The 13,956-nt window shown below is 44.0% G+C and carries 13 protein-coding genes and 1 tRNA gene; 13 read left to right on the forward strand and 1 reads right to left on the reverse strand.

Annotated features, from left to right (window positions below; genetic code table 11):
- Positions 1-18 precede the first annotated feature (18 nt).
- From BMX69_RS23575 to BMX69_RS23625, 12 genes are all read left to right on the forward strand, one after another.
- Positions 19-1,728 (forward strand): glycoside hydrolase family 2 protein, encoded by a 1,710-nt coding sequence (locus tag BMX69_RS23575; RefSeq protein WP_242941325.1) that lies wholly within the window; start codon positions 19-21, stop codon positions 1,726-1,728.
- 137 nt (positions 1,729-1,865) lie between these two features.
- A tRNA-Gln gene (locus BMX69_RS23580) sits at positions 1,866-1,938 on the forward strand.
- A 179-nt stretch (positions 1,939-2,117) separates the two neighbouring features.
- Complete coding sequence (locus tag BMX69_RS23585; protein ID WP_054791552.1) at positions 2,118-2,843, forward strand: acyl-[acyl-carrier-protein] thioesterase; 726 nt, start codon at positions 2,118-2,120, stop codon at positions 2,841-2,843.
- Between the two features lies 1 nt (position 2,844).
- Positions 2,845-3,684 (forward strand): CvfB family protein, encoded by an 840-nt coding sequence (locus BMX69_RS23590; protein ID WP_054791551.1) that lies wholly within the window; start codon positions 2,845-2,847, stop codon positions 3,682-3,684.
- Positions 3,685-3,712: 28 nt separating this feature from the next.
- Positions 3,713-4,297, forward strand: a complete 585-nt coding sequence (locus tag BMX69_RS23595; RefSeq protein WP_054791550.1) for a class I SAM-dependent methyltransferase — start codon at positions 3,713-3,715, stop codon at positions 4,295-4,297.
- Between the two features lie 417 nt (positions 4,298-4,714).
- A complete protein-coding gene (locus tag BMX69_RS23600; protein WP_100043687.1) occupies positions 4,715-5,827 on the forward strand; it encodes an ABC transporter ATP-binding protein in 1,113 nt (370 codons plus the stop codon).
- A gap of 103 nt (positions 5,828-5,930) precedes the next feature.
- Positions 5,931-7,019, forward strand: a complete 1,089-nt coding sequence (locus BMX69_RS23605) for a PucR family transcriptional regulator (RefSeq protein WP_025231463.1) — start codon at positions 5,931-5,933, stop codon at positions 7,017-7,019.
- Between the two features lie 219 nt (positions 7,020-7,238).
- The gene (gene ftsE, locus BMX69_RS23610; protein WP_025231464.1) at positions 7,239-7,925 is read left to right on the forward strand and encodes a cell division ATP-binding protein FtsE; all 687 of its coding nucleotides are present in this window, start codon (positions 7,239-7,241) and stop codon (positions 7,923-7,925) included.
- On the forward strand, positions 7,915-8,823 hold the full coding sequence (gene ftsX, locus BMX69_RS23615) for a permease-like cell division protein FtsX (RefSeq protein WP_100043688.1): 909 nt from the start codon (positions 7,915-7,917) through the stop codon (positions 8,821-8,823). The genes ftsE and ftsX overlap by 11 nt, the downstream gene beginning before the upstream one ends.
- Before the next feature lie 23 nt (positions 8,824-8,846).
- A complete protein-coding gene (locus tag BMX69_RS23620) occupies positions 8,847-9,203 on the forward strand; it encodes a hypothetical protein (RefSeq protein WP_242941453.1) in 357 nt (118 codons plus the stop codon).
- The gene (locus BMX69_RS25165; protein ID WP_242941326.1) at positions 9,178-9,306 is read left to right on the forward strand and encodes a M23 family metallopeptidase; all 129 of its coding nucleotides are present in this window, start codon (positions 9,178-9,180) and stop codon (positions 9,304-9,306) included. The genes BMX69_RS23620 and BMX69_RS25165 overlap by 26 nt, the downstream gene beginning before the upstream one ends.
- Positions 9,307-9,354: 48 nt before the next feature.
- Positions 9,355-10,659 (forward strand): S41 family peptidase, encoded by a 1,305-nt coding sequence (locus BMX69_RS23625; RefSeq protein ID WP_025231467.1) that lies wholly within the window; start codon positions 9,355-9,357, stop codon positions 10,657-10,659.
- Positions 10,660-10,787: 128 nt separating this feature from the next.
- On the opposite strand, the gene BMX69_RS23630 is transcribed toward BMX69_RS23625, so the two are convergent.
- Positions 10,788-11,810 (reverse strand): threonine aldolase family protein, encoded by a 1,023-nt coding sequence (locus tag BMX69_RS23630; protein WP_100043689.1) that lies wholly within the window; start codon positions 11,808-11,810, stop codon positions 10,788-10,790.
- 158 nt (positions 11,811-11,968) lie between these two features.
- Between BMX69_RS23630 and uvrB the strand changes: the two genes are divergently transcribed.
- On the forward strand, positions 11,969-13,954 hold the full coding sequence (gene uvrB / locus BMX69_RS23635) for an excinuclease ABC subunit UvrB (protein ID WP_100043690.1): 1,986 nt from the start codon (positions 11,969-11,971) through the stop codon (positions 13,952-13,954).
- Positions 13,955-13,956: the final 2 nt, after the last annotated feature.

The following is a 13,956-nucleotide window of genomic DNA, read 5'->3' on the forward strand; positions in this document are numbered from 1 at the left end:
ATGGAAAGGAGAATGAAGATGGTCATTGAAAGTTATCCAAGGCCTGATTTTAAAAGGGAAGATTGGACAGATCTGAATGGAGAATGGGATTTTTCTTTTGATGAACCGGTATTTGACCGGAAAATTCAGGTTCCGTTCTGCTATCAGTCTGAAATGAGCGGAATCTGTGATACGAGAGTCCATCATATTGTGTGGTATCGGAAAGAGTTCGTTGTGGAAAAGGGCAGATTAAGTGGAAAAAGCCTGCTTTTAAAGTTTGGAGCCGTGGATTATGAAGCTGAGGTTTATATCAATCAAACCTATGCAGGCGGGCACAGAGGAGGCCATACTCCCTTTGAGGCAGATATTACCGGACTGGTTTCCGAAGGAAAGAATATCATAACGGTTAAAGTCATGGATTACAGTGACGCGGATAAACCGAGAGGAAAGCAGACCTGGACAGGTGAAAATTTTGCCTGCTGGTATACTCCTACAACTGGGATATGGCAGAGCGTGTGGCTGGAATATGCGGGAAAACCCTATATTAAACGAATAAAGGCAACTCCGGATCTGGAATGTAATGAAGCATTATGCGAAATCTTTATTTCCACCATGGAGCGTATGACTGCGGAAGCTTCCTTTCATAGCCTTCCTGCAGAAGGCGGTATGGAAATGGATCTGGGCAGTTTGAAAATAGCCTGTGAAAACGGCTATGGAAAAGGAATTCTGGCTTTGCCGGACTTGGATCTGCGCCGGGATCAACTGACATGGACGCCGGAAAAACCCAATTTAATTGAGATGGAAGTAAATCTTCAAAATGATAAGGTAACCAGTTATTTTGGACTCCGGTCTGTCTGCGTTTCAAATGGAAGGATTCTGCTAAACGGAGAGGTGTTATATCAAAGGCTGGTTCTCGATCAGGGCTACTGGAGTCAAAGCCTTCTCACGCCTCCCAATGAGGAAGCCATCCGGAATGATATCCTGCTTTCAAAGAAAATGGGGTTTAATGGGGCCAGAAAACATCAGAAAATCGAAGATCCAAGATATTACTACTGGGCCGATAAACTGGGATTTCTTGTATGGGGAGAGATGCCAAGCTGCTATATGTATACAGACAATACTGTGGAAAGCACTTCCAGAGAGCTTGCTGAATTTATTGAACGGGATTATAACCATCCATCCATTATTACATGGGTGACAGCGAATGAAAGCTGGGGAATGAGAAACATAAAAACGGATAAAAGTCAGCAGAGCTTTTCTAATATGCTGTTCTATCAGGCCAAAGCTCTGGATAAAACCAGACCGGTCAGCGGAAACGATGGCTGGGAACAGACCGAGCACACCGATATTCTTGCCTTACATGATTATGAACTGATGCCGGAAACCGAAGGGAAATATGATTGTCTGGAAGATATCCTTAATAGCCATGCGGAACGCCGCTTTGTTCTGGCGGATGGGCAGACGTACCGGGGGCAGCCTGTCCTGATGACAGAGTATGGCGGCATCGCTTTTTCTGCAGAAGAGAAAGGCTGGGGGTATTACAATAAGGTGGGAAGCGAAGGGGAATTTTTAAAACGTCTGGAACCAATCACGGATTTCCTGATTAAAAGCAGAAAATTTTCCGGTTTCTGTTATACGCAGCTTACGGATGTCATGCAGGAGACTAACGGTCTGCTGAGGGAAGACAGAACGCCTAAGCTTCCTCTGGAAAAACTGGAAAAGATCTTTGGAAAGAAAATTTACGAATAAAAAATCTTCTGCCGCCCGGACAATCTCTGATGAGGAGTATATGATTGAACCCGGGTGGTAACGAAGTTTTTTAAAATGAGTTAAAAAAGGCTTGACTAATGTAGAAAAATCTTGTATAATTCCTCTTGTTGTATTGATGGGCTATCGCCAAATGGTAAGGCAACGGACTCTGACTCCGTCATTTTCAAGGTTCGAATCCTTGTAGCCCAGTCTGAAAAACGGAACCCTATAAGGTTCCGTTTTTTGTATTACCGGTTGTTAAGTTATTGTTAAAGCTTTCCTATTTGATAGAATTTCTCGGGATACCGGGGCAGGGTTCTTTCTGGTTTATCTGGACAAGAGCATGAAAATGCTTTATAATGTTATATAATTTTGATGAGAGGTGTGTAATGTATACATTTGGCAGCAGGGTCCGCTACAGTGAGACAGATGAATGCGGTAGACTGACTTTAACAGGCATTATGAATTATCTCCAGGATTGTTCTACGTTTCAGTCTGAGGATATTGGTCTTGGGATTTCTTACTTAACTGACCGTCATAAGGCCTGGTGGCTTTCCTCCTGGCAGATCGTGGTGGACCGTTATCCCGTTCTGGGTGAGGAGATTGTGGTAGGTACCTGGCCTTATGATTTTAAGGGATTTTACGGATACCGGAATTTCACCATATGTGATCAGGCCGGAGAGTACCTTGTAAGGGCTAATTCCGTATGGTTCTTATTTGATACGGAAAAGGGGCGTCCAGTTAAAATTGAACCGGAAGACCTCCGGGGATATGGAAACGGCAATGAAGAGCGGCTTTCTATGGATTATGCTTCCCGTAAGATCCAATTGCCGGAGGAATATGAAGACACAGAGCCGGTTACCATTGGAAAACATCATATTGACACGAACCATCATGTCAATAACGCTCAATATGTGGAGATTGCCAGAGAGGTGCTTCCGGATGAAATGGAGGTTTCCGAACTGAGAGTGGAATATAAAAAAGCGGCAGTCTTTGGAGATGTAGTTTATCCCCGCATAAGCCGGACAGAGGAAGGGTATACGGTTTCCCTGTGTGATGAACGGGGAGCAGCTTACGCAGTCATCTGGCTGCGGGGAACAACAGAGAGGATGTAACATGATTGAATTAGGAAAGATGCAGACCCTGGTCGTACAGAGGGTCAAGGATTTCGGCGTTTATGTGGGTGAGGAAGAAAGAAGTGAGGTTTCCGTACTTCTTCCTAAAAAACAGGTGCCGGAGGGAGCCGGGCCTGGAGACAGGATTCCTGTATTTATCTATAAGGATTCGGAAGACCGGCTGATAGCCACTGTAGCATCACCGAAGCTTCAGGCAGGTGAGACGGCTGTGCTTCTAGTGAAAGAAGTTGGGAAAATCGGTGCATTTCTCGACATGGGGCTTGAAAAGGATCTGCTTCTTCCTTTTAAAGAACAGACCCATAAGGTAAAGCAGGGAGAGAAGGTGCTGGTGGCCCTTTACATTGATAAAAGCAAACGTCTGGCGGCTACTATGAGGGTATATACCTATATGAGCAATCAGTCCCCTTATAAGAAGGATGATCAGGTGACCGGAATTATTTATGAAATCAATGAAAACCTGGGAGCCTTTGTAGCAGTCGATTATAAGTATTATGGCCTGATTCCCCGGAAAGAAGTTTTTGAAAATTACCGGGAAGGTGATGAAGTAACGGCACGGGTAACGAAGGTAAGAGAAGACGGAAAGCTGGATCTAAGTCCCAGACAGAAGGCTTATATCCAGATGGATACGGATTCCGGCAAGGTTCTTGAGATCATAGAAACACAGTTTGACGGAAGTCTGCCGTTTACAGATAAAGCGGATCCGGAGATCATCAAGCGGGAATTTTCTATGAGTAAGAATGCGTTTAAACGGGCAATCGGACATCTCCTGAAAGAAGGAAAAGTCAGAATAACAGATAGTAAAATTGAGAGAATCAGATAACGGGTAAAAGGATAACAGGAGGATTATTTTGGACTCGATAGACTATTATAATAAGTATGCGGCAAAGGAATTTGAAGAAACAGTGAACCAGGATATGTCAGGAATTATGAAGGAATTTCTGGATCTTCTGAAAGAAGGTGATACGATTCTGGACTTAGGCTGCGGATCAGGCAGGGACAGCCTGTCTTTCTATGAACTGGGATACGATGTGACACCGCTTGATGCATCGGAAGAGATGTGTAAGCTGGCAGAAATCCATACCGGTCTGGAAGTGCTTCAGATGACATTTGAACAAATAGATTTTGATAATGTATTTGATGGAATCTGGGCCTGCGCATCCTTACTTCACACTCCAAAGAAGGAACTTTCTGACATTCTTACAAAGATAGCAAGGGCCTTAAATGATAAGGGAATCCTTTATATGTCTTTTAAACTGGGAGACTTTGAGGGATTCAGAGGAAAACGGTATTTCTGCGACTTGACGGCGGATTCCATGACTGAACTCTTAAGAGATAATGGACGGTTTGAAATCGTAAAGCTTTGGGAAACAGAGGATGTACGTTCTGGTCATTCTGACGTAAAATGGCTGAACGTTCTTGTGAGAAAGCAATAATACAACTTATCAGAAAACGTTTTTTGGATTTCTGATAAAAGGCAGTGCTTTTTACTGCCGTCCATCCGATTATGAAAACATCCTTATGTTTTCATAATACAACGTATAAGATTTACAAGACGGTGCCAAAATTATTGGCGCCGTCTTGTGATTTCTGACTAAAACAGGGCGAAAATACTCCCTGGCTATCGAATATAAACAGAAATATTGGAGCGTTTCTCTTGATATTTTGACGTTTCAATCACTTTTAAAACCCGTTATACAAATTAGCCAAAAGCCATAATTGTATTTTGGTAAATAACAATATGGTAAAAGAAAAATAATTCATGTATGATTGTTTCAGAACAAGGGCCGCAGCAATGAGAGCTGTCGGTTCAGATCAGAGCATAAACACTTTATTTTAGGAGGATTAGTAAGATGGCTAGTTTATCACTGAAAAACATCGTCAAGAAATATCCTAACGGATTTGAAGCAGTTAAGGACTTTAATCTGGATATTGCTGATAAGGAGTTTGTAATTTTCGTAGGACCATCTGGATGCGGTAAATCCACAACTCTTCGTATGATTGCAGGTCTGGAAGACATTTCTTCTGGTGAACTTTACATTGACGGAAAATTAATGAATGATGTAGAGCCAAAAGACAGAGATATCGCAATGGTATTCCAGAACTACGCTCTGTATCCTCATATGACAGTATTTGATAACATGGCGTTTGGCCTGAAACTGAGAAAAACTCCAAAGGATGAGATTGATAAGCTGGTTCATGAAGCTGCAAGAATCCTTGATCTTGAGCATTTATTAGACCGTAAACCAAAGGCTTTATCTGGTGGTCAGAGACAGCGTGTTGCCATGGGACGTGCTATCGTACGTAATCCAAAAGTCTTCTTAATGGATGAGCCGTTATCCAACCTTGATGCGAAGCTGAGAGGCCAGATGCGTATTGAGATTTCCAAGCTGCATCAGAGACTTCAGGCAACAATAATCTACGTAACTCATGACCAGACAGAGGCTATGACACTTGGTACCAGAATCGTAGTAATGAAGGACGGCGTTATCCAGCAGGTTGACTCTCCTCAGAACTTATACGATAAGCCAGGTAATAAATTCGTTGCAGGATTTATCGGAGCTCCTCAGATGAACTTAATCGATGCTACTGTAGCTAAGAGAGGAAGCGACGTTACTTTAACATTTGGCGGAAATACAATCGCTCTTCCAGAAGGAAAAGCGAAAAAATTAGAGGATGCCGGTTATATCGGAAAGACTGTAGCCCTAGGCATTCGTCCGGAAGATTTACATGATGAGGAAGCTTTCCTTACATCATCTCCGGAAAGTGTCATTGACGCTACCATTAGAGTTTATGAATTGTTAGGTGCTGAAGTTTACTTATACTTTGATGTGGAAGATGTAAACTTTACTGCAAGAGTAAATCCTCGTACAACTGCAAGACCAGGGGATACAATTAAGCTTGCTCTTGACTTAACAAAGATCCATGTATTCGATAAAGACACAGAAATCGTAGTTTTAAACTAAAATTTATGAAAATTTAAGCAAGCGGTTATTCTACCCGCTTGCTTTTTTTTTCTTTTTGCTTTAATATATAATAAGGTAAATTTACGAAAAAGGAGAATATGCCATGATTTCGAATCAAATACTTCAAACAACCATTGAAGGATTAAAAGGGATTACGAGAATTGATCTGTGTATTTGTGATACAGAAGGAAAGGTACTGGCAACCACATTTCCTGATGCGGAAGATTATGAAAGTTCAATCCTGGCGTTCGTGGATTCTCCGGCCGACAGCCAGGTAATCCAGGGATATCAGTTTTTTAAAGTGCTAGATGAGCACCAGTTAGAATACATTCTTCTCGCAAAGGGTGGAAGTGACGATGTTTATATGGTCGGCAAGCTGGCCGCTTTCCAGATTCAGAGCCTGCTTGTTGCGTATAAAGAAAGATTTGACAAGGATAATTTTATTAAGAACTTATTGCTTGACAATCTGCTTTTGGTGGATATCTACAACAGAGCAAAGAAGCTTCATATTGAAACAAACATCAAGAGAGTTGTATTTATTATTGAAACCCAGCATGAAAAAGATGTGAACGCACTGGAGACAGTTCGCAACTTATTTGCTGCAAAGACCAAAGACTTTGTTACTGCCGTTGATGAGAAGAATATCATTCTTGTTAAAGAAGTAAAAGAAGGCGAAACTTACGAGGATCTGGAAAAGACTGCCAACACTGTTCTGGACATGCTCAATACCGAGGCAATGACTCAGGTCCATATTGCATTTGGTACGATCGTAAGCGAAATTAAAGAGGTTTCCAGATCTTATAAGGAAGCCAAGATGGCCATGGATGTTGGCAAGATTTTCTACAGCAATAAAAATGTGGTTGCCTATAGTAAACTGGGAATCGGACGTCTGATCTATCAGCTTCCGCTGCCTTTATGCCGCATGTTCATCAAAGAGATTTTTGACGGTAAGTCACCGGATGATTTTGATGATGAAACATTGACAACTATTAATAAATTCTTTGAGAACAGCTTAAATGTGTCCGAGACATCCAGACAGCTGTATATTCACAGGAATACCCTTGTTTACCGGTTAGACAAGCTTCAGAAGAGTACCGGCCTGGATCTGCGTGTATTTGAAGACGCCATCACCTTTAAGATTGCCCTGATGGTAGTTAAATACATGAAATATATGGAGAATCAGGACTATTAACGCTGGCTATGAGCAGTGCGAAAGAGGCAGCTATACAGCTGTGTTGTGCTTGCACAAAAGCAGTAGTATAGCTGCCTCTTTTCATAGGACGAAACCTGTTAACCGAGATGGAGCAAAGCGCAATTGAGGTTTCACTGCGGGGTAGAGGGTCCCAATTTCGATTTTTCCCTACCCGCCCAAAAGCAAAAGTAATCAAAGCACAAAAATTAGAGGACTGAAATGATTGAACTATGGAATGTAAGCAAAACATATGAGGCCGGAAATAAGGCGCTGCGTAACGTCAGCATGACCATTGAGGACGGGGAATTCGTTTTTATCATTGGCCGCAGCGGTTCAGGCAAATCCACACTTTTAAAAATGCTGTTAAAAGAAGTGGAACCTACCTCCGGTAAAATAGTTGTGAATGATATGAATCTAAGCAAGATGCCCAGAGGTTTCATTCCCAAATACCGGCGGAAGCTTGGCATGGTTTTCCAGGATTTCCGTCTGTTAAAGGATCGGAATGTCTACGAAAATGTAGCCTTTGCGCAGCGGGTGATCGGTGCATCCACAAGAAACATAAGAGAGTCGGTTCCCGCCATGTTGAAGATGGTGGGACTTTCTTCAAAATACAAATTTTTTCCTCAGCAGTTATCCGGCGGTGAGCAGCAGCGTGTCGCTATTGCCAGGGCTTTAATTAACCGTCCTGAAATCCTGTTGGCAGACGAGCCTACCGGAAATCTGGATGGACACAACTCCATGGAGATCATGAAGCTATTAAATGAGGTTAATAAGCTGGGAACAACGGTAATCGTTGTCACCCATAGCCAGGAAATTGTAGACCGAATGAAAAAACGGGTGATTGTGATGGACCGTGGAACCATCATAAGCGACGAGAAAAAAGGCGGTTATACATATGAGAATTAGTACATTTTGGTATTGCCTGAAACAAGGTGTAAATAATATATGCAGGAACATTTTGTTTTCCCTGGCATCCATTGCAACGGTTTCCGCCTGCATCTTTTTGTTTTGCCTGTTTTTTTCTATTGTTATTAACGTGCAATATGTGATTAAGAATACGGAAAGCACGGTGGGAATCACGGTGTTTTTTGATGATGGGCTGGATTCGAATAAGATCAAGGAAATCGGCAATAAGATCAAAGCCAGAGATGACGTAAAGGAAGTGACATTCACATCGGCAGAGGAGGCATGGGCGGATGCGAAGCAGGAATACTTCGGTGATATGCAGGATCTTGCGGAAGGATTTGAGGAAGACAACCCGCTGGCCAATTCTGCTTCTTATACCATATTTTTAAACGACCTGGTGGATCAGGACCAGGTTGTTGACTGGTTAAAGAACATTGAAGGTGTCAGAAAGGTTAATTATTCAAAAACCGCAGCAGAGGGAATGAATAGCTTAAGCAAGGTGATCGGAGTTCTTTCCATGTTGATCATCGGCGTTTTGCTGGCAGTAGCCATATTCTTGATCAGCAATACCATATCAGTGGCAGCTGCTTTCCGGAAGAATGAAAATCAGATCATGAAATTAATCGGCGCCACCAATTATATGATCCGGGCACCCTTTGTGGTGGAAGGAATTATCATCGGACTGGTGGGAGCCTGCATTCCTCTGATATCGATTTACTTCCTGTACCGGTCCACGGTTGAATACGTGGTCACAAAGTTCAGCATCTTATCAGGGCTGTTTCAGTTCCTTCCGGTGGAAGCCATATTCCCTTATATGGCGGCAACGGCACTGGCACTTGGCGTTGGAATCGGTTTTTTTGTAAGCTTCTTTACCATCAGGAAGCATTTAAAAGTATAAGGGCTAATTTCCAACTTTTGAACGTGGAATATATTGGCAGCACTGCTGCATATGATAGAAAAATGCCGGAGAGTGATATCCGGCCAAGGAAAAAATTCTCAGCTTTCCAGTTACGGAAAACAGATTGGGGCCCACCAGAGAGCGTTTCTGAGCCGAAAAGAGCCATTGCTGCAGCGAAGCAGGCCGGAAAAACGTATAATACGGTTGGTATGGGGAATATTAAATTTATATGGCTCTGCCCGCGTAAAGCCGGAACATTTCGGCTATTAACGCCGGAAGCGGCTATATCTACATACAGTTATTCTGCCGGCATATATCACAATCTCTTTTGGCGGAGAAGTTTATGCCGTTTATATGCACCGTTCACGGTTATTGGTTAAGCGGGAAGTATGGCAGGGGCAGGTAATTGCAAATGTGGGTCATACTGGATATTCCACAGGACCTTATCTCTATTTTGAGATCAGGCAGACAGCTTCCATGTAAATCCGGTGAAATGCGCAAGCCCATAAAGAGCTAGATAGGAGAATAACAGTGGAAAGTAAGAATAAATTTTGGAAAGGCGCCCTAGTAGGTGCGCTTCTGACCACATTGGCAGGTCTTGTTATTGTGGGGATGTCTTTGGGAATCTTTCTGATCGGCAGAGCTGCAATTGACGGAAAAGGTCAGACAGCCGAATCCGCTCAGGCAGAAAACCAGGAAGGCAACCTGGATATGAACCGGATCGTAGCCAAAATACAGACGATTCAAAGCGTGATTGATAAGTATTATCTCTTTAATGAAGATACGAAAAATGTGGAAGACTGGATATACAAGGGAATGCTGTATGGACTTGAGGATCCTTATACAGTTTACTATACCGCGGACGAGTATGAGAAGTTAGTAGAGGATACGGCTGGAGAATATTGCGGAATCGGAGTCATGGTCAGCCAGAGTGCTGCAACTGGAATCATTACGGTTACTAAGGTTTTTGAAGGAACACCTGGAGCTGAGGCAGGAATGCTGCCCGGCGATTTGATCTATAAGGTGGGCGATGAGGAAATGACCGGTATGGATCTGGAGCTGGTGGTAAAGGATCATATCAAAGGGGCGGAAGGAACGTCGGTAATCGTCACAGTTCTTCGCCCGGATACGGGGGCCTACATTGATATGACAATGGAGCGCCGTCAGATCACAGTTCCTACGGTGGAGCATGAAATGCTGGCAGACAAAATCGGATATATATCGGTCAGTCAGTTTGACACGGTTACAGCAGGCCAGTTTAAGAACGCCATTGATGATCTGGAAAAACAGGGTATGGAAAAGATGGTCGTGGATTTGAGAAACAATCCTGGAGGAGTTGTGGATGCGGTGGTTTCCATGCTGGATTACATTCTTCCGGACGATCTGGTAATCGAAAATCCCAATCTCGTAAAAACCAAGAAGAATAAAACGCTTCTGGTGTATATGGCAGATAAGAATGGGGAAGGAGAGCAGTATTACGCTTCTGACGGCCATAAGGTAGATATCCCCATTGCAGTTTTGGTCAACGGTCAGTCCGCCAGTGCTTCCGAAGTATTTTCCGGAGCGCTTAAGGCTTACGGAAGGGCGGAACTGGTGGGAACAAAAACCTTTGGAAAAGGAATCGTCCAGACACTGTTTCCTCTTGACCATGGTACTGCTATAAAGATGACTGTGGCCCATTACTATACGCCAAGCGGCTTTGACCTCCATGGAAAAGGATTGGAGCCGGATGTAGCGGTTGATTTAAAAGAAGAATTGAAAACAAAGATCAAAATAGAGCATAGCGAAGATAATCAGCTTGCGGAAGCTATAAAAGTATTGAAAGAAAAGCATTAGATTTTAACTGGATCGTAAAAGAAAAAGCCTTCTATGGCCGGCGAATTTAACTGCTGGCCATAGAAGGCTTTTTCTATTTCATGGGTTTCTTTATTTCATGGAGTTCTTTACTTCGTTGGTTTCTTTCATCAGCATGTTTCCAGCAGACTGACAAACCGGCGGCATGCTTCTTCACTGGTCGCCCAGGAGGTAACCAGCCGGATGGCGGTATGGCTGTCATCGATACGTTCCTGAACAGAAAAGAGGAAGTCTTTTTCCAGCTTTGTAATCACCTTGTCAGGAAAGATGGGGAAAAGCTGATTTGTCATGGAATCAGAGTAAAAGGAATATCCGCATGCTTCAATTCCTTTTCTCAGAATGGCTGCCATCTCATTTGAGTGAGAGGCCAAATCATAGAAGAGGTTGTTGGTAAACAGCTCTTCAAACTGGATCCCTAAGAGCCAGCCCTTTGCCAGCATGGCTCCCCGCTGCTTTACCATAAACCGGAAGTCCGGCTTTAAATCCTGATGGCAGATTACGAGGGCTTCTCCAAACAACGCGCCTCCTTTTGTTCCACCAATATAAAATACATCGGTAAGCCTTGCAATATCCTGCAAGGTTAAATCGTTCACAGAGCTTGTGAGTGCCGCACCAAGGCGTGCTCCGTCTAAAAACAGGTACAGTCCCTTCTGGCGGCAGATATGGTGAAGGGCTTCCAGCTCTGCTTTGCTGTATTGGGTACCGATCTCCGTTGAGTTGGAGATATAGACCATTTTCGGCTGTACCATATGTTCGTCGGTGTGAAGGTCCAGAGCTTTCTGGATATGGGCAGGAGTAAGTTTCCCGTCTTTGCTTGGCATGGCTATGACCTTATGCCCGGTGGCTTCGATGGCTCCAGTCTCATGAACGTTTATATGACCTTTATCCGTGGAGATGACTGCCTGCCAGGGGCGCAGGGCTGTACCGATGGTGATCAGATTGGTCTGGGTGCCGCCTACAATAAAATGAACATCTGCATCTTCTCTGCCGATTTCCTGTCTGATGAGGGCGCGGGCACTGCTGCAGTTGTCATCCAGTCCGTATCCGGTTTTTTGGATTAAGTTGGCATTGATCATAGCTTCTAAAATTTTCGGATGAGCACCTTCGCTATAGTCATTATTAAAACTGTACATAAATAGTCCTCCTGATGTTTCATAGTATAGGATGTATGATATACTAAAAGAAGGAGAATTACAATACCAAAAGAACAGACGTTCCCTGTTTCGCTATACTTTTTTTCTGCCATATGTTATAATTGGCAGTGATAGACATTGTTGGAGGTGAAATAATCATGGACTTTATGTTACATTCAGAATATGCTCCTACCGGTGACCAGCCTGAGGCCATTGACCAGCTTGTGAAAGGATTTAAAGAGGGCAATCAATTCCAGACTTTATTGGGAGTTACCGGCTCTGGTAAGACGTTTACCATGGCAAATGTAATCCAGCAGCTGCAAAGGCCCACTCTCATCATTGCTCATAATAAGACGCTGGCAGCCCAGCTTTACGGCGAGTTCAAGGAATTTTTTCCTGAGAATGCGGTAGAGTATTTTGTTTCCTATTACGATTATTACCAGCCGGAGGCTTATGTGCCTTCTACGGATACCTATATTGAGAAGGATTCGGCGATTAATGATGAAATTGATAAGCTGCGGCACTCGGCCACGGCTGCTCTTTCAGAGCGGAGCGATGTAATCATCGTAGCCTCGGTTTCCTGTATTTACGGCCTGGGAAGCCCCATCGATTATAAGGAAATGGTTATTTCCTTAAGGCCTGGCATGATAAAGGACCGGGATGAAGTGGTCCATAAGCTGATCGACATCCAGTATGACCGGAACGATATGGATTTCCGGCGTGGTACCTTCCGGGTAAGAGGAGATGTGGTGGAGATATTCCCGGCCTATTCCGGCAGTGAGGCATACAGGATCGAGTTTTTTGGAGATGAAGTGGAACGTATTACAGAGATAGATACCCTGACAGGAGAGATCCGGTCAGATCTGGGGCATGTGGCCATATTTCCGGCTTCCCATTACGTTGTATCCAGAGAGAAAATGGAGCGGGCCGCTCAGACCATCCTTGATGAACTAAAGGAGCAGGTAGCTTATTTTAAGAGCGAAGACAAGCTGTTAGAAGCACAGAGGATCTCGGAACGGACGAATTTTGATGTGGAGATGATGAAGGAAACCGGCTTTTGTTCCGGGATCGAAAACTATTCCAGACATTTGGTCGGAAGCAAGCAGGGAGAGCCTCCCTGTACTCTGATCGATTATTTTCCAGAGGATTTTCTGATCATGGTAGATGAATCCCACATCACCCTTCCTCAGGTACGGGGCATGTTTGCAGGAGACCGTTCCAGAAAAACAACGCTTGTGAATTTCGGCTTCCGCCTGCCGTCAGCCCTTGATAACAGGCCATTGAATTTTGAGGAATTTGAATCCAAGATCAATCAGATGATGTTCGTTTCTGCCACACCCTCCGTTTATGAGGCAGAGCATGAGCTTTTAAGAGTGGAGCAGATCATCCGGCCGACTGGACTTCTTGACCCTGAAATCGATGTCAGGCCGGTGGAAGGACAGATTGATGACCTGGTTTCCGAGGTAAATAAGGAAGTAGCAAAGAAAAACAAAGTGCTTATTACAACTCTGACCAAGCGTATGGCCGAGGATCTGACCGATTATATGAGAGAAGTGGGAATCCGGGTAAAATATCTTCACTCTGACATTGATACCCTGGAGCGTTCCGAAATTATCCGGGACATGCGTCTGGATGTGTTTGATGTGCTGGTGGGAATCAACCTGCTGCGTGAGGGCCTTGATATTCCGGAGATCACCCTGGTGGCCATTCTGGATGCGGATAAGGAAGGATTTCTCCGCTCAGAGACATCCCTGATCCAGACCGTTGGAAGGGCGGCCAGAAACTCCGAAGGCCATGTAATCATGTACGCGGATAAGGTAACGGATTCCATGCGTGTGGCGATTGAGGAGACTAACCGAAGAAGAGCCATTCAGCAGCGCTATAATGAAGAACATGGAATTACTCCTACTACCATCAAAAAGTCGGTCCGTGACCTCATTGCCATCTCAAAGGCAGCCATTGAGGATGAGAAGGACTTTAAGAAGGATCCGGAATCCATGGATGTCAAGGAACTGGAAAAGCTTTCCAAGGAGCTTACAAAGAAGATGCACCAGGCAGCGGCAGAGCTTAACTTTGAGGAAGCGGCAAAACTGCGTGACCGAATGGTCCAGGTTAAAAAGATGCTTCAGGAGATGGAAGAATAAGG

The sequence above is a fragment of the Lacrimispora sphenoides JCM 1415 genome (assembly GCF_900105615.1).
GTDB lineage: Bacteria > Bacillota > Clostridia > Lachnospirales > Lachnospiraceae > Lacrimispora > Lacrimispora sphenoides.

Bases quoted from the DNA above. Each gene is read 5' to 3' on its own strand.
- BMX69_RS23575 (WP_242941325.1), top strand. From the start codon at position 19: ATGGTCATTGAAAGTTATCCAAGGCCTGATTTTAAAAGGGAAGATTGG.
- BMX69_RS23585 (WP_054791552.1), top strand. From the start codon at position 2,118: ATGTATACATTTGGCAGCAGGGTCCGCTACAGTGAGACAGATGAATGC.
- BMX69_RS23590 (WP_054791551.1), top strand. From the start codon at position 2,845: ATGATTGAATTAGGAAAGATGCAGACCCTGGTCGTACAGAGGGTCAAG.
- BMX69_RS23600 (WP_100043687.1), top strand. From the start codon at position 4,715: ATGGCTAGTTTATCACTGAAAAACATCGTCAAGAAATATCCTAACGGA.
- BMX69_RS23605 (WP_025231463.1), top strand. From the start codon at position 5,931: ATGATTTCGAATCAAATACTTCAAACAACCATTGAAGGATTAAAAGGG.
- ftsE (WP_025231464.1), top strand. From the start codon at position 7,239: ATGATTGAACTATGGAATGTAAGCAAAACATATGAGGCCGGAAATAAG.
- ftsX (WP_100043688.1), top strand. From the start codon at position 7,915: ATGAGAATTAGTACATTTTGGTATTGCCTGAAACAAGGTGTAAATAAT.
- BMX69_RS25165 (WP_242941326.1), top strand. From the start codon at position 9,178: ATGCACCGTTCACGGTTATTGGTTAAGCGGGAAGTATGGCAGGGGCAG.
- BMX69_RS23630 (WP_100043689.1), bottom strand. From the start codon at position 11,810: ATGTACAGTTTTAATAATGACTATAGCGAAGGTGCTCATCCGAAAATT.
- uvrB (WP_100043690.1), top strand. From the start codon at position 11,969: ATGGACTTTATGTTACATTCAGAATATGCTCCTACCGGTGACCAGCCT.